General features: G+C 44.9%; 14 protein-coding genes. 9 read left to right on the top strand and 5 right to left on the bottom strand.

From position 1 onward, the window contains the following. From ACBR23_RS19110 to ACBR23_RS19135, 6 genes are all read left to right on the top strand, one after another. Window positions 1-3,608 (top strand): S8 family serine peptidase (locus ACBR23_RS19110; RefSeq protein ID WP_371120979.1); only part of this gene is annotated, 3,608 nt, incomplete at its 5' end. Between the two features lie 104 nt (window positions 3,609-3,712). Beyond that, complete coding sequence (locus ACBR23_RS19115; RefSeq protein WP_371120280.1) at window positions 3,713-4,081, top strand: hypothetical protein; 369 nt, start codon at window positions 3,713-3,715, stop codon at window positions 4,079-4,081. Window positions 4,082-4,173: 92 nt separating this feature from the next. Further along, window positions 4,174-4,938, top strand: coding sequence for a hypothetical protein (locus ACBR23_RS19120; protein ID WP_371120279.1), 765 nt, complete (start codon window positions 4,174-4,176; stop codon window positions 4,936-4,938). 398 nt (window positions 4,939-5,336) lie between these two features. Continuing rightward, window positions 5,337-5,603, top strand: coding sequence for a type II toxin-antitoxin system ParD family antitoxin (locus tag ACBR23_RS19125; RefSeq protein ID WP_371120278.1), 267 nt, complete (start codon window positions 5,337-5,339; stop codon window positions 5,601-5,603). After that, window positions 5,600-5,908, top strand: coding sequence for a type II toxin-antitoxin system RelE/ParE family toxin (locus tag ACBR23_RS19130; RefSeq protein WP_371115217.1), 309 nt, complete (start codon window positions 5,600-5,602; stop codon window positions 5,906-5,908). The genes ACBR23_RS19125 and ACBR23_RS19130 overlap by 4 nt, the downstream gene beginning before the upstream one ends. Before the next feature lie 6 nt (window positions 5,909-5,914). After that, the gene (locus tag ACBR23_RS19135) at window positions 5,915-6,106 is read left to right on the top strand and encodes a hypothetical protein (protein ID WP_371120277.1); all 192 of its coding nucleotides are present in this window, start codon (window positions 5,915-5,917) and stop codon (window positions 6,104-6,106) included. Here ACBR23_RS19135 and ACBR23_RS19140 read toward each other — a convergent pair. From ACBR23_RS19140 to ACBR23_RS19155, 4 genes are all read right to left on the bottom strand, one after another. After that, the gene (locus ACBR23_RS19140) at window positions 6,084-6,413 is read right to left on the bottom strand and encodes a XisI protein (RefSeq protein ID WP_371115216.1); all 330 of its coding nucleotides are present in this window, start codon (window positions 6,411-6,413) and stop codon (window positions 6,084-6,086) included. The two genes, ACBR23_RS19135 and ACBR23_RS19140, sit on opposite strands and share 23 nt — an antisense overlap. A gap of 50 nt (window positions 6,414-6,463) precedes the next feature. After that, window positions 6,464-6,817: a XisH family protein gene (locus ACBR23_RS19145; RefSeq protein WP_371115215.1), complete on the bottom strand. Its 354-nt coding sequence runs from the start codon at window positions 6,815-6,817 to the stop codon at window positions 6,464-6,466. Window positions 6,818-7,233: 416 nt separating this feature from the next. After that, window positions 7,234-7,566: a XisI protein gene (locus tag ACBR23_RS19150; RefSeq protein WP_371115214.1), complete on the bottom strand. Its 333-nt coding sequence runs from the start codon at window positions 7,564-7,566 to the stop codon at window positions 7,234-7,236. Window positions 7,567-7,727: 161 nt separating this feature from the next. Next, window positions 7,728-7,946, bottom strand: coding sequence for a hypothetical protein (locus ACBR23_RS19155; protein ID WP_341735303.1), 219 nt, complete (start codon window positions 7,944-7,946; stop codon window positions 7,728-7,730). Between the two features lie 118 nt (window positions 7,947-8,064). On the opposite strand from ACBR23_RS19155, the gene ACBR23_RS19160 reads away from it, so the two are divergent. Both ACBR23_RS19160 and ACBR23_RS19165 read left to right on the top strand, forming a co-directional pair. Next, on the top strand, window positions 8,065-8,508 hold the full coding sequence (locus tag ACBR23_RS19160; protein WP_371115213.1) for a retroviral-like aspartic protease family protein: 444 nt from the start codon (window positions 8,065-8,067) through the stop codon (window positions 8,506-8,508). A gap of 298 nt (window positions 8,509-8,806) precedes the next feature. Beyond that, window positions 8,807-9,856, top strand: a complete 1,050-nt coding sequence (locus tag ACBR23_RS19165) for a GNAT family N-acetyltransferase (protein WP_371120276.1) — start codon at window positions 8,807-8,809, stop codon at window positions 9,854-9,856. Window positions 9,857-10,040: 184 nt separating this feature from the next. Here the strand turns inward: ACBR23_RS19165 and ACBR23_RS19170 are convergent, their stop codons facing one another. Then, entirely contained in the window at window positions 10,041-10,610 is a 570-nt protein-coding gene (locus ACBR23_RS19170; protein WP_371120275.1) for a type II toxin-antitoxin system Phd/YefM family antitoxin, read from the bottom strand. Between the two features lie 91 nt (window positions 10,611-10,701). Here ACBR23_RS19170 and metH point away from each other — a divergent pair, with 91 nt between their 5' ends. Continuing rightward, complete coding sequence (gene metH, locus ACBR23_RS19175) at window positions 10,702-14,265, top strand: methionine synthase (protein WP_371120274.1); 3,564 nt, start codon at window positions 10,702-10,704, stop codon at window positions 14,263-14,265. Window positions 14,266-15,202 lie beyond the last annotated feature (937 nt).

The following is a 15,202-nucleotide window of genomic DNA, read 5'->3' on the forward strand; positions in this document are numbered from 1 at the left end:
CAGATACTGCGTCACAGCCAACAGATTTGGTAAAAAACCCGGTTTCTTCAGTCGTAGCGCATCAGTCATCTTCCGAGACAACTGTAGCGTCGGTGGTGAAGATTGTAGAGGATAAAAAGGCGATCGCGCCTATTTCTCCTGGTACTGAATCTGTGTCGAAAACCGAAGTTGTTACTTCAGATAAGGCTGTAACGCCAGCGGTGAAGATTGAAGAGGACAAAAAGGCGATCGCACCTGTTTCTACCTCAACAAAAGATGCGCCTGCTTCAGAGAAAACTGTAACGACATTAGTTGAAACTGAAACTCAAATAGTTACTCAACCAGTCACTCAACCTGCACCTCAACCTGCACCTAAAAACCTTTCGACAGTTGAGATAGAAACCAAGACAAATCAACCACAACCTGCTGTTACTCTCAGTCCAAAAAATGATGACAAACCAGCCATTTCTACTCAAGAAGTTGCTCAAGTTTCTCAGCCGATTGCCCATGAAAGTAAGCCAGCAATTTATCCTCAAGAAATTTCTGCTGTCACTCAATCAATTCCCACCGAAAGCCAGCCAGTAACTGCTACCCCAGCAGTTGCTAAGCAAGCAACTGCTACTAACAGCCAACCAGCAACTTTTATTCAACAAGTTGCTCTTGTAACTCAACCTGTCGCACCCAATTCATCCAACAAAACAGCCACAAACAGTCAATATCAAACCAATACAACTCCCACAAATTCTGCTCAAAATGTTAGCGATAACCCGCCTGCAACGGTTTCTTCATTCAATTTTTTAAAAGCAAATCAGCCCTTAGTCGGTATTATTAGCACAGGATTTAATGCCAATAATTTCGATATAGACTACAGCCGCATTACTCTCGGAAAAGACCGCATTGCCAACGACGACAATCCCTTAATTAAATCCGGTGAAGGCAGCGAACAAGGCACTCACGTTTTAGGCTTAATTGCCGCCACTCAAAATAACAGCAAAGGCATCGACGGTATTAACAACGAAGCACCGATTTGGTTGGGTCGAGCTAGCGGCAATAACAGTTGGGCAGAATCCTTAATTGAATTTGTCGATGCTGCCAAAAAATCAGGTCAATCGAATGCAGTTGTTAACATCAGTTTTGAACTAATTCAAGTTGATGCTAGCGGCAAGATAGTTCCCCGCTACGAGCTGACAGAAGCCGAACAAAATGCTTTGGAATATGCCCGCAAAAATCAAATAGTTGTTGTCGTTCCTGCGGGCAACAATCCCCAAGAAATATCGGCTTTAGGGAAAGCATCTCTTCAGTTTGACAATATCATCACCGTCGGTGCATCTTCTGGCGGTCAAGTCACAGATTATTCGGGAACAGGCAAGGGCTTAGACATTTTAACAGAAGGAGGAACGCTGAACAATCCCGTGCGATCGACTGTCGGCGAAAGCACCGGATTGATGGCTGGAACTTCTGTAGCAGCCGCCCAAGTTACAGGTGCAATTTCTCAAGTTTGGGCAGCAAATTCCCTGCTAAATTATCAGCAAGTTCTCGATATTGTCAAACGTACTGCCACTGATATTGCTTTGCCCAATTGGGATGCCAAAACTGGTTCAGGATTGCTGAATTTAGCAGCAGCAGTTCCTCTAGCAAAAGCGACTGAAGCTAAACCGATACCACCAGAAGCGACTGTTCAAGATGTTGTCAGCCAAATCAATAACTTAGCTCCCGAACTCGACAAAGTTTTAGAGCAGTTTAACAATCAGCTTCAGCAAATTTCTGCCAATCCAGACAGTGCTTTAGTCGAGCCAAAACCTGAAGATGAGAAACAAGCGGCGCAAGAACTTGATGCTTTAATCGCAGATCTACAAAAAGACATTGATGACTTGCAAAACGATCCGTTTGCTGATGTAGACGGCATTGCTAGCGAATATCAATTTGATGCCAAAGACCAACCTTTAATCGGTATTATCGATACGGGTTTTGCTGAAAACAATCCCGATATTGACTACAGCCGGATTATCAAAGGTCGCGATTACAATGATAGCGACGATAATCCCTTACTTCCTGCTAGCGATCCCAAGGCAGAACACGGCACTAAAGTATTAGAAGTTATCGGGGCAAAACAGAACAACGACATCGGCATCAATGGCGTTAATGACGATGCACCGCTGTGGGTTGGACGTGCTGTTGGTTCTGGGAAATGGGCTCAATCTTTGCGGGAATTTGTCGATGCTGCAAAAGCATCCAAGCAGCCGAATGCTATTGTCAACCTCAGTTTTGATTTAATTGACAAAGATGGCAACACCCGCACTAAATTTACAGCAGAAGAACGAGCAGCCATTGAATACGCTCGCGACAATAAAGTCTTGATTGTAGCAGCGGCAGGAAATCAAGGTGTCGAAGGTTTATCTGCTTTGGGGAAAGCTTCGCGGGACTTTCCCAATATCATCACAGTTGGTGCGGCGGATTGGAATGGAAATCTTGCTGACTATTCCAGTTACGGTGCGGGCATAGATTTAGTTGCTTTTGGCGGTACTCCTGACAGCAAAACAAGTTCTAATGCTAATTCCAATGAGGACTTGCTCAAAGATTTAACTCCTCTTGAACGCCAAGCTGTGGAAAAAGCGATTAAATTTAACGAAGCACCAACTGAAGATGCCAAACTGACAGAAGCTGAGGAACAACTTGTCTTAGAAGCGACTAAAAAATTAGGAAAGGCGTTAGGAGATATTAAGAATCCTGATAGCAATTCAGCGGCATCAATCCCCGAAATTGTCGGTACTTCGATTGCTGCGGCGAAGGTGACTGGTGCAGCTTCCCAAGTCTGGGCGGCTAATCCAAATTTGAGTTTTGCACAGGTGAAAGCTATTCTCAAAGCAACTGCGATGGATTTGGGTACTCCCGGCTGGGATATTCAAACAGGTGCGGGTTTGTTGAATCTGGCTGATGCTGTGGCAATGGCTAAATCTCCCCCATCTGGACTTGATATTTCAGATAGTATTTTCTCCTCTAATTTTGATGTTTGGAGTGAAGAAGGTGCTAGCGAACAAGAGGCCCGTGGCTTCTTCAAGAAATTATGGAACGGAGCGAAGAAAGTCTTTAACAAGGTGAGCGGATTTGTTGGCAAAGTGGTAAGTTTTGTTAACAAAGTATCGAGTTTTATCGGCAAGGTTAAGGACTTTTTCTCTAAAGTTAGCGGTATCTTCTCGACGGTTAAGAAAGTATTTAGCTGGATTGGTACTAAATTCTTGGCCCTGCCTATCTTGGGGAAAGTTGGGATAGTTTTAGGAGGGATTGCTCTGGTTGGAGGTGCGATCGCAGGTTTAGTTGCATGGTTTAAGAAGAAGAAACAGCCCCCTGCACAGCCCCCTGCACAGCCCCCTGCACAGCCACCTGCACAGCCACCTGTTCAAAATCCAATTCCGCCCGAAATTCTTAATCTCCAAGGAATCTGGGCTACCCTAACTCCGCAGCAAAAAGTCGGTCTGTGGCCTCTCTTAAAAAACCCAAGTTCAGTATCTTTTGTGTCAGTGATCGGTGCTTGGAATACCTTAACAACTGAACAGCAGCAGGCACTCAGCCCATTTATACAACCTTCTGCTCCTGGAATTCCTGCCCAGTATGATTATCTTTTTCCCTAGGGCTGATTGATTTCCAAAATCTAATTGCATCCCAGCAATCGCAGATTCAAGAAACTCAGTCAGCCCTGCAAACCTACCAAGCTCAAATCAACGAAGCTAATGCTTTGGTTAATCAACTCGAACAGCAGCGACAGGAGGCTCAAAATGCTGCTAATTACTGGAACAGCCAGATTTATACTTGGGGAATTGTCGGCTGGCAAAGAGGTCGTTCAGGACGCCAAAATCCTATTTACGGCACGATTTATAATCCGCAGGCGGTAGCTTATCGAAATGAGGCACAAGCGGCTGCTAATATGGCGGCTCAATATCGAGATATAGCTGCACAAAAAGCCCAAGAGTTAACTGCTGCTTTGCAGCCGCAAATCACAGCACTGCAACAGCAAGTATCGGGGCAACAGCAACAATTGCAATCGCTGGTGCAACAGCAACAAACATTGCAGAATCAGCCGCAGCCCGCAATTGCTGCACCGTGATCGTTAAAGGCGATCGCCCGTATGAATCGCAAATTTGTAGGTTGAGGTAACAAACCACAACCTACAATCTACCCAAATTTGAAGGAATTTATATGTCTCTTCTCAAAAAAACCCAAATTATGTTGATGGCGGCTTTCATCTTGGGTATGGCCGCTAAACCCAGTTTCTCTGCCATTTTCAACGTCGCATCTGACTTTTCCCTAACCAATAACCCCAATGGCGCTTGGCGCTACGGCTGGTCATCAAGCCTTGAATCTAACTTCAACCTGTATAGCAACGTAGGAAAGCAGACTCCTACCATCGACTCGTGGTACGATCCTGCAAAAGCTTCGTGGCCTTTTGTCACCCACAACTCAACCGCAACCGAAGATAATTCTCATCCGACAACAACTTATCAACCGAATCAACTAGGGTTTCACCCCGGTTATTACGGAGAATATAGCATTGTCCGCTGGATTGCGCCTGAAGCGGCAACCTACTCACTTGCTACAATGTTTACCGGCCTCGATTATGTTGGGCCGACGACAACAGATGTTCACGTTCTCCATAACAATATTCTACTTTTCAGTAACTTGATTAATGGCTTTGGTGCTTCTAGTAGCAAGTCATTTACGACGGCTGGGACGGTTCAAGCTGGTGACACGATTGATTTTGCTGTTGGTTATGGTAGTAACCAGACTCTTTCGTATGACTCGACGGGTCTGGATGCTACTATTTCAACGACACCCGCAGCCGTTTCCGAACCCGTACCCGAACCTTCTACTGTATTAGGTGGATTGGCGTTTAGTGCTTTTATTGCCAAAATGCGGATGAAACGCAAACGGCAACAAAAAACCCTGGCTTCCACTGGCAGTTGATAAAAAATCGCGCGATCGCTCCTCACAAACCCATCTCTTTCTCCAACCTACCCAAAGAGCGATCGCACTTCTCCCAGAAACCCGGTTTCTGGGATAACTTTTGCATCTCACCGAAATATTTATGAAGAAACCCGATTTCTCGATCCGTGCGATTGCACACCTCTGGCAGAAACCCGGTTTCTGCGATAACTTTTGCCTCCCACCGAGATATTTAGGAAGAAACCCGGTTTCTTAATCCACGCGCCCCTCTGCCAGAAACCGGGTTTCTGCGATCGCTTTTGCATCCCACCGAAATATTTAGGAAGAAACCCGGTTTCTCGATCCACGCGATCGCACCTCTGGATAAAACTTCCATACAATGCTATAATCTAAGATAAGTTTAATCCGCAATCAAGACTATGAAGATCACCTTGAAAACCGAACAAGCCGAGTTAATTCAACAAAAACTAAACAGTGGTAAATACCATAATGCTGAAGAAGTAATTGCCGAAGCATTACAATTATTATATCAACGCGATCGAGAGTATGAAACTTGGGTAGAAGAAACACGAGAAAAAGTAGATGTAGCCATTGAAGAAATCAGACGTGGCGAAGGAATTGACGGAAATGTAGTTATCGATCAATTGAAAGAAAAATTACGTCAAGCGCGTCAGCAACAAGCATGAATCGTTACATTATTGCTCCCTCTGCTAGTCGCGATTTAAACGAAATTATAGATTATTTGGCCAACCTGAATGTTGAGAAAGGAGAGCGTTTAATTGCAGCTTTTGAGAAAAAATGTCAAAATTTAATCAATTTTCCGATGATCGGGCGCAGTTATGAAGAGATTAGATCGGATTTACGGGGTGTACCTTTAGATGGCTATATTATTCTTTATCAAGTTACTGCTAATACTTTAGAAATTCTTCGGGTAGTACATGGTTCGCGCAATTTAAAAGCATTGTTTGAGTCAGATGAAGATGAGATTTAAACAAGAGTGCAAAAAACTGCGATCGCCCTTAGCAAAATCTCAATAAACAGAAACCTGTGCGATCGCACACCTCTCCCAGAAACCGGGTTTCTGCGATCGCTTTTGCATCCTACCAAAATATTTAGGAAGAAACCCGGTTTCTTAATCCATGCGATCGCCCCTTCAGAATCAACATTTAAGCCACTGCAAACCCTGTAAACTGCCGAACATAAGGCGCTCGAAATCCCAAAACAATATCCGTTTTCGGTACACCTAATTCCACCAATTCGTTAGCAATTCCTGCTTCAGTTAAATCGCGCTGAATCCAAATTTTCCCATCTTTGATATCCACATGAACCACGCAACCATAAACCCGCTCTTGATTTTCCCAACCTACATGAACCAAAAGATAGCGATCGCTCTCTTTATCAAAAATTAACTCTTTTTCTGTATCCTCAGATAAATGATTGGCTGTATGTCTTTTTAAGACAGTCTGGACTAACTCTGAATAGTTTATTCCTTCCATAAAATAATCTCCTGTTGGCTTGGCTCAAAAACAAGTAACTTTAACCGATGTTAGGCAATAACTTCCTGAATAAATTGGATTAGAAAAAATTCCCGATAAACTTCAGAAGGAACAGCTAAATATAAAAGGCGATCGGTTTGTTTCCTTCTCAGCGCTGAACGATAGTTGAGTGTTTGTCCTAAAGCTGTATGAAATTCACTCACCTCCGACTTACCTACAAAAGATTTAATCTCTACTGCTATCTTTTGCCCATGCTTTTCTGCTGCTAAAAGTCTTTCTGCTGCCAAATCGATATAAAATTCAATTCCATCAACTGTAATTGACAGCGGATCGTGAGTAATCTTCCAACTATCTTTTTCTAAAGCTGAACGAACTACACCGTGAAATATATCTTTTGCTGGCATAAAAAACACAATGGAAAGCGATCGCCTGGATAATTCTATTTTACTAAATTTTTCAGACTTTTCGCGAAACTAACCGAGATTGTTAAGAACCCCGGTTTCTTTCTCCGCGCGATCGCACACCTCTCCCAGAAACCGGGTTTCTGTGATAACTTTTACATCCCACCGAAATATTTAGGAAGAAACCCGGTTTCTTAATTTATATCAAATCCGGTAGCATCTGAATTATTCATCTCTCTATTCTCTCCCTCTGTGTCCTCTGTGTTCTCTGCGGTTAAATCATTCCGATGTAGCCGGAAACGATATTACGCGCCCCTCTGCCAGAAACCGGGTTTCTGGGATAACTTTCGCATCTCCACCGAAATATTTAGGAAGAAACCCGGTTTCTCGATCCACGCACGCCCCTTCAAAATCACAATTCAAGCCACTGCAAATCCTGTAAACTGTCGCACATAAGGCGCTCGAAATCCTAAAACAATATCCGTTTGCGGTACACCTAGTTCCATCAACTGATTAGCCAATCCTTCTTCAGTAAAATCTTGCTGTATCCAAATTTTTCCATCTTTGATATCGATATGAATCGGACATCCATGAATTCGTTCTTCATCGTGCCATCCCACATACAACAACAAATAGCGATCGCGCTCAGCATCAAAAACTACTTGAACTCGATCCAAGTCTTTTTCAGATTGCTCCCTAGCGTGTTGCTGAATTACTTTTTCAATTACTTCGCGGTAATCTAATCTGTCCATAACGATAATTATAAATTAGATTGATATCCCAGTCAACTAGAATTAGAAGAGCGATCGCACCTCTCTCCCAGAAACCGGGTTTCTGCGATAACTTTTGCATCCTACCGCAATATTTAGGCAGAACCCCGGTTTCTTAATCTACGCGATCGCCCCATTCTCGATTATTTCCGCAGCACTGAAGTGATAATGACTGTAATAGTAGCACTAGCAATTAAAGTAAAAGCAAGTTGCACCACCCACTGAGTCGCTTGCTGGTAATTAGAAAAGCGATCGTTAAACTTCTCGGAATCCCTAGATAGCTTGTCAACTTCAGTCGATAGCTTGTCTAACTTTTCGATGACATCTGCCAGGGTTGGTTCTTTATTGGTTGTACTTGTCATTTGTTGTGTTTTAACTCGCTCGATAATTCTATTGTACTATATTGCCGGAGCGATAGCCCATCAAAATAAGTTACAATTAAAGGATGTAATCACTCCAACTCTTAAGTAGGAGAAAAATATGCAAACTCAAACCAACAAAGCAATGGGAAAAGTCTTCGCCACTCTGACAATCATTAATCGAGCCGACCAAATCCTGGCAGAGGCCGGGGTGAGATCGGAAGAGCAAATTCGATCGATAACTCTCAAAAATGTATTGGTAGACACGGGTGCAACTACCTTGTGTTTGCCACAAGATGCGATCGCCCAACTGGGACTGAAACTCCTGAAAGAAGTAGACGTAGCCACCGCAATGGGCATCGGCAAAGCCCGAATTTTCCGAGATGCTACCATATCCATGTTCGATCGCGAAGGAACCTTCGAGTGCTTGGAGTTACCGGGAGGTAAAGATGCTCTTTTGGGAGTCATACCTTTAGAAGCTTTGGGGTTAGAAATTGATTTGCAAAATCAAATTTTAAAACCATTGCCCATCAGTCCAACAGAAACTTATTTGACGATTTTGTAGCGAGATTCGACAAAAGAAACCGGGTTTTTGGCGGTTTTTGCGTGCTGTAACTAAGTTTTTTCGTAAAAACCCGGTTTCTGGCCACTCCTGCACACGCGAACTAAAGAAACCGGGTTTTTCAGCAGATTCAAGGCTGTGATTCAGTATTTTCGTAAAAAACCCGGTTTCTGGGGCCTATGTTTGAGTCCATATATTAACTTTTATTACAAAAACTCCGATTTTGCGTAAAAATAGCCCGCGAAATCCCAATACACAATAGAAGGCTTTCACCTTCGATGCAAATTCACCCCCAAAAACTATGACAGCCGTAACTATACCGATCGCCCCCATCGCCCCTTACAGCCACCGTCTAGCCACCGCAACCGACGCAAAGGCGATCGCCCCCCTCTGGCAAGCATTCGCCCAAGAACGCGAATCCATCGACCCCTCAATGCTCGTCAAACCTAACTTCGACTTTGAAAAATACGTCACCAACCAAATCGAAAAACCCCTTTCTTTCTGCTGGTTATTAGAACAAAACAACAGCATCATCGGCTGTCTATTTATCTACTATTACGACGAAGCCCCGCCCGCCAGTCTCCCCGAATATTTAATCCAGCAACACGACATTGAGAATCCCTTTCAATCCCGCCGCGTCGGTTCCGTTTTGGGGATGTATGTCCAGCCAGAACATCGGAAATCAGAAGCAATTCAAATGCTAGCAAAAACTGCGATCGCCCACGCAAAAACCATGAAAGTCAGCGATATAGACTTACTAATTGCAGCCGATCAATCGGGTATGCAAGCCATGTTACAGCGGGCTGGATTCACCAAAGCAGCAGTGCAATATACCCGCCATTACGACATTGCAACTGATGCTGAATTACCGAGTTTGCACCCGCCCCATCCCGAATTGCCCGATGTAGAATTGCCTGCACCAAGAGCAATTGCGCTGCGCCATCCGCAAACTAACGAACTCCTGCGCAATTCCCAAGGAGAACCTGTTTTCTTGATGCCCTTAGTTGATGAACAAGGTGAATTGCTGAAGTCATCTAGCGGGCAAAATGTTTACCCGGAATTGTTGCTAGATCCCGCAACTAATTCTTGGGTTATTGATGCGGAAGATAAATTAGTGGCTTGTCCGATTTTGCGGGATGAAAACGGACAAGTTGTCGAGAATCAAGACATTGTTCAATTTTCTCGTCCTGCTTACCAAATTGTAGACGGAAAACCTGCTTTAATGCGAGATGAAACTGGCAACTATGTATTCTGTGATGTTGAACTAGACCCACAGGGGAAAATATTGAAAACTCCTGATGGATTTCCGATTTTTAAACAGCCGCAAATCCAGATTAGGACTTACGCCTAAATACCAAAGAAACCGGGTTTTTTCGAGTTTTGAAAACAGGGATGCAAGATTTTTATAAAAAACCCGGTTTCTGCGTCCAAGAAGATCATGAATTACGCACTCCGACGCAATAAACCGGGTTTTTGACCGTTTGGAATACTGGGATGCAAGATTTTTATAAAAAACCCGGTTTCTGCATCCAAAACTATACTGATTCACCCACCATCGCTTGTCGTTCAGCCATTACATAATCCGGCACCCAAAATCTATCTACAGACATCACAATAGCAGCCGACATAAAAATATCAACATCCTCTCCCATCTCTTTAGTTGGTATTAAACCAAATAATTCGTCAAATTCATTGACATCTGCTAAAATGTTTTCTAAATCATCTAAAAATTCATCTGGATAAATGCAGTGAATTGCTCCTTCATCTTCATAATATGCTTCTTCTTCAGGCATGAATTGTGATGGTTTGATTTCTGCCATCAAATAATCTAGTTTGTGAAATTCAGCTTCAGGAACGATCGCACCTACATCTTCCCCCGCTTCCTGTAACAGAATCCGATCGCCCTGAAACATCACTCGTTTCATAATCTCCATCGCATTTTCCCGAAAATCCTCCACACTTAAGCGAAAAAATCCCTCACCTGCGATCGCCTCTTTTTCCGTCACAGCCGCGCCCGGAACAAAATTTTGACAATGAGCAGGCGCGATCGGTAAAATTACAGGTACGATCGAACTATTGTCAACAGCATCGAATCCTTCAGTCATTAGTTACTCTCCAAGGTTCACATAACTGTTGAGAATATTGCACAATAGATGAAATTGTAAATATATAGCACCTCAGTTTTTTTAACCGCCCATGAAAAGCCTGTTCCTCGATCGCCTCCACCACCCCTCGCGCCCCGTCATCGTCTTCGACGGCGCAATGGGCACCAACTTACAAGTCCAAAACCTGACAGCAGAAGACTTTGGCGGCAAAGAATACGAAGGCTGCAACGAATATCTCGTCCATACCAAACCCGAAGCCGTCGCCAACGTCCACCGAGGTTTCCTCGAAGCAGGCGCCGACGTCATCGAAACTGACACCTTTGGGGCTGCTTCCATCGTGCTCGCCGAATACGATTTAGCAGACAAAGCCTATTATCTCAACAAAACAGCGGCAGAACTCGCCAAAAGTATCGCCGCCGAATTTTCCACACCAGAAAAACCGAGATTTGTTGCAGGTTCGATCGGACCTGGGACCAAATTACCAACATTAGGACACATTGATTTTGACACACTCACCGCCGCTTTTACCGAACAAGCAGAAGGACTCTACGACGGCGGCGTTGACTTATTTATTGTCGAAACTTGTCAAGATGTGCTGCAAATAAAATCAGCATTAAATGCCATTGAAGAAGTGTTCAAGAAAAAAGGCGATCGCATTCCATTAATGGTATCAGTCACCATGGAAGCCACTGGCACAATGTTAGTTGGTTCCGACATCAGCGCCGCCCTAGCCATTTTGCAGCCCTATCCCATAGATATCTTAGGATTAAATTGTGCCACCGGCCCCGATCGCATGGCCGAACATATTAAATACCTTTCCGAACATTCACCCTTCGTCGTTTCCTGCGTTCCCAACGCCGGCTTACCAGAAAACATCGGCGGCCACGCGCACTACAAACTCACGCCCATAGAATTAAAAATGGCCTTGATGCGCTTCGTCGAAGACTTAGGCGTGCAAGTCATCGGCGGCTGCTGCGGGACTCGCTACGATCACATTCGCGAACTATCAGAAATTGGCAAAACTCTCACCCCCAAAATCCGCGAAATTAACTGGGAACCAGCCGCGGCTTCAATTTACACCGCCCAACCCTACGAACAAGACAATTCCTTCTTAATAGTCGGCGAAAGACTCAACGCCAGCGGTTCCAAAAAATGCCGCGACTTACTCAACGCTGAAGACTGGGATGGTTTAGTCGCAATGGCGCGGGAACAAGTGCGAGAAGGCGCGCACATTCTTGATGTCAACGTCGATTATGTCGGCCGCGATGGTGTCCGCGACATGAAAGAATTAGTTTCCCGCGTTGTCACCAATGCAACTCTCCCTTTAATGTTGGATTCCACAGAATGGGAAAAGATGGAAGCCGGGTTAAAAGTTGCTGGCGGCAAATGTTTGTTGAATTCCACTAACTATGAAGACGGAGAACCGCGTTTTTATCAAGTTTTAGAAATAGCCAAGAAATACGGTGCCGGTATAGTGATCGGGACAATTGATGAAGACGGGATGGCGCGGACTGCTGACCAAAAATTTGCGATCGCCCAACGTGCATATAACGCCGCCGTCGCCTACGGAATCCCCGCCCAGGAAATCTTTTTTGACACCCTAGCATTGCCAATTTCCACCGGGATTGAAGAAGACCGAAAAAACGGCAAAGCTACCATCGAATCCATCCGCCGCATTCGCCAAGAATTGCCCGGTTGTCACGTAATTTTGGGAGTTTCTAACATCTCCTTCGGCTTAAATCCGGCGGCGAGACAAGTTTTGAATTCCATGTTTTTGCACGAAGCAATGCAGGCGGGGATGGATTCAGCCATTGTCAGCCCCAACAAGATTTTACCCCTCGCCAAAATCGACCCAGAACACCAAGAAATCTGCCGTAAACTGATTTACGATGAACGGGAGTTCGACGGCGAAATTTGCGTTTATGACCCCTTGGGCGAGCTAACAACGGTGTTTGCGGGCAAAACTACTAAGCGCGATCGCACCGAAGACGCAAACCTTCCCGTAGAAGAACGCCTGAAGCAGCACATCATCGACGGCGAACGCATTGGACTAGATATCCAACTCGCCAAAGCATTAGAAACCTATCCGCCTCTCCACATTATCAATACTTTCCTATTAGACGGGATGAAAGTAGTCGGAGAATTGTTCGGTTCTGGACAAATGCAATTGCCCTTTGTATTGCAATCAGCCGAAACCATGAAAGCCGCAGTTGCCTATTTAGAACCGTACATGGAAAAGTCGGAATCTGGGGACAATGCCAAAGGCACATTCATCATTGCCACTGTCAAAGGCGACGTTCACGATATCGGTAAAAACTTGGTTGATATTATCTTATCAAACAATGGCTACCGAGTAATCAATCTGGGAATTAAACAGCCAGTTGATAACATCATTGATGCCTACGAAAAGCACAAAGCTGATTGTATCGCGATGAGCGGTTTGCTGGTAAAATCCACTGCATTTATGAAAGAAAACTTGGAGGTATTTAACCAGAGAGGAATTACGGTTCCGGTAATTTTGGGCGGTGCAGCTTTAACTCCCAAGTTTGTCCATGAAGACTGCCAAAATACTTACAATGGTAAAGTAGTTTACGGCAAAGATGCGTTTTCCGACTTGCATTTTATGGATAAACTGATGCCAGCTAAATCTGCTGGTAAATGGGAAGATTTGCAAGGATTTTTAGGCGAGTTTGCTGAAAATGGCAATGGGGCGGTTAAATCAGCTAAGACTTCTGAAGAAATCGCTGTTGAGGATGCGAAACAAGCAGCTAAAGCCGAAATTCCGGTTGTTATAGATACTAACCGTTCGGAAGCAGTGGCAGCAGATATCGATCGCCCAAATCCTCCCTTCTGGGGAACTCAGTTATTGCGGCCGGAAGAAATCCCCTTTGAAGAGATTTTCTGGCACTTAGATTTGCAAGCTTTAGTTGCTGGACAGTGGCAGTTCCGCAAGCCAAAAGACCAATCGCGGGAAGAATACGATGCTTTCTTAGCTGAGACAGTATATCCGATTTTGGAACAGTGGAAACACAAAATAATCACTGAAAAGCTATTGCATCCCCAAGCAATTTATGGCTATTTTCCCTGTCAGTCTGAAGGCAATTCTTTGTATGTGTATGACCCGGAAATTATGAATAACGGGCAAGATGTATCGACACCCGCAGCCACATTCACATTTCCGCGCCAAAAATCGGCGCGCAGGCTGTGCATTGCTGACTTTTTCGCACCGAAAGAATCGGGTAAAATCGATGTATTTCCGATGCAGGTAGCGACAGTGGGAGAAATTGCGACAGAGTACGCCCAAAAGCTATTTGCTAACAATCAATATACCGATTATCTCTACTTTCATGGGTTAGCGGTACAGACGGCGGAAGCAGTGGCAGAATGGACTCACGCCCGGATTCGTCGGGAATTGGGATTTGGTAGCGAAGAACCGGATAATATTCGGGATATGCTGGCCCAAAGATATCGGGGTTCGCGCTACAGTTTCGGTTATCCTGCTTGTCCGAATATGGCGGATCAATACAAGCAGTTGGATTTGCTCAAGTGCGATCGCATTAATCTGTATATGGATGAAAGCGAACAACTTTATCCCGAACAATCCACCACCGCAATTATCACTTATCACCCAGCGGCAAAATACTTTACCGCTTAATTTGTAGAGTGCGCCCGCGCACTTTCTACTCGTTCCCTACTCGTTCCCAGGCTCTACCTCTACTCGTTCCCAGGCTCTACCTCTACTCGTTCCCAGGCTCTACCTCTACTCGTTCCCAGGCTCTACCTCTACTCGTTCCTAGGCTCTGCCTGGGAACGCATTTCTTGAGGCTCTGCCTCTCTTTTTTTTTCGACGAGGCAGAGCCTCTGGATCTGCGTTCCCAGGTAGAACCTGGGAACGAGGAAAACGAGAAAAAATGCGCAATTGCCTGGGAACGCATTTAAATCATTCCGAGGCTACCGGATTTACTCGTTCCTAGGCTCTGCCTGGGAACGCATTTCTTGAGGCTCTGCCTCTCTTTTTTTTTCGACGAGGCAGAGCCTCTGGATCTGCGTTCCCAGGTAGAACCTGGGAACGAGAAAAACGAGAAAACGAGAAAAAATGCGCAATTGCCTGGGAACGCATTTAAATCATTCCGAGGCTACCGGATTTACTCGTTCCTAGGCTCTGCCTGGGAACGCATTTCTTGAGGCTCTGCCTCTCTTTTTTTTTCGACGAGGCAGAGCCTCTGGATCTGCGTTCCCAGGTAGAACCTGGGAACGAGAAAAACGAGAAAACGAGAAAAAATGCGCAATTGCCTGGGAACGCATTTAAATCATTCCGAGGCTACCGGATTTACTCGTTCCTAGGCTCTGCCTGGGAACGCATTTCTTGAGGCTCTGCCTCTCTTTTTTTTCGACGAGGCAGAGCCTCTGGATCTGCGTTCCCAGGTAGAACCTGGGAACGAGAAAAACGAGAAAACGAGAAATACGCAATTGCCTGGGAACGCATTTAAATCATTCCGAGGCTACCGGATTTACTCGTTCCTAGGCTCTGCCTGGGAACGCATTTCTTGAGGCTCTGCCTCTCTTTTTTTTCGACGAGGCAGAGCCTCTGG

This window comes from Microcoleus sp. (assembly GCF_041354475.1).
In the GTDB taxonomy this organism is placed as follows: Bacteria; Cyanobacteriota; Cyanobacteriia; order Cyanobacteriales; family Microcoleaceae; genus Microcoleus.

What these genes read in the sequence shown, in the direction of transcription:
- metH (WP_371120274.1), top strand. Translation starts at nt 10,702, where the DNA reads ATGAAAAGCCTGTTCCTCGATCGCCTCCACCACCCCTCGCGCCCCGTC.
- ACBR23_RS19125 (WP_371120278.1), top strand. Translation starts at nt 5,337, where the DNA reads ATGAAGATCACCTTGAAAACCGAACAAGCCGAGTTAATTCAACAAAAA.
- ACBR23_RS19160 (WP_371115213.1), top strand. Translation starts at nt 8,065, where the DNA reads ATGCAAACTCAAACCAACAAAGCAATGGGAAAAGTCTTCGCCACTCTG.
- ACBR23_RS19170 (WP_371120275.1), bottom strand. Translation starts at nt 10,610, where the DNA reads ATGACTGAAGGATTCGATGCTGTTGACAATAGTTCGATCGTACCTGTA.
- ACBR23_RS19165 (WP_371120276.1), top strand. Translation starts at nt 8,807, where the DNA reads ATGACAGCCGTAACTATACCGATCGCCCCCATCGCCCCTTACAGCCAC.
- ACBR23_RS19130 (WP_371115217.1), top strand. Translation starts at nt 5,600, where the DNA reads ATGAATCGTTACATTATTGCTCCCTCTGCTAGTCGCGATTTAAACGAA.
- ACBR23_RS19145 (WP_371115215.1), bottom strand. Translation starts at nt 6,817, where the DNA reads ATGCCAGCAAAAGATATATTTCACGGTGTAGTTCGTTCAGCTTTAGAA.
- ACBR23_RS19140 (WP_371115216.1), bottom strand. Translation starts at nt 6,413, where the DNA reads ATGGAAGGAATAAACTATTCAGAGTTAGTCCAGACTGTCTTAAAAAGA.
- ACBR23_RS19155 (WP_341735303.1), bottom strand. Translation starts at nt 7,946, where the DNA reads ATGACAAGTACAACCAATAAAGAACCAACCCTGGCAGATGTCATCGAA.
- ACBR23_RS19150 (WP_371115214.1), bottom strand. Translation starts at nt 7,566, where the DNA reads ATGGACAGATTAGATTACCGCGAAGTAATTGAAAAAGTAATTCAGCAA.
- ACBR23_RS19120 (WP_371120279.1), top strand. Translation starts at nt 4,174, where the DNA reads ATGTCTCTTCTCAAAAAAACCCAAATTATGTTGATGGCGGCTTTCATC.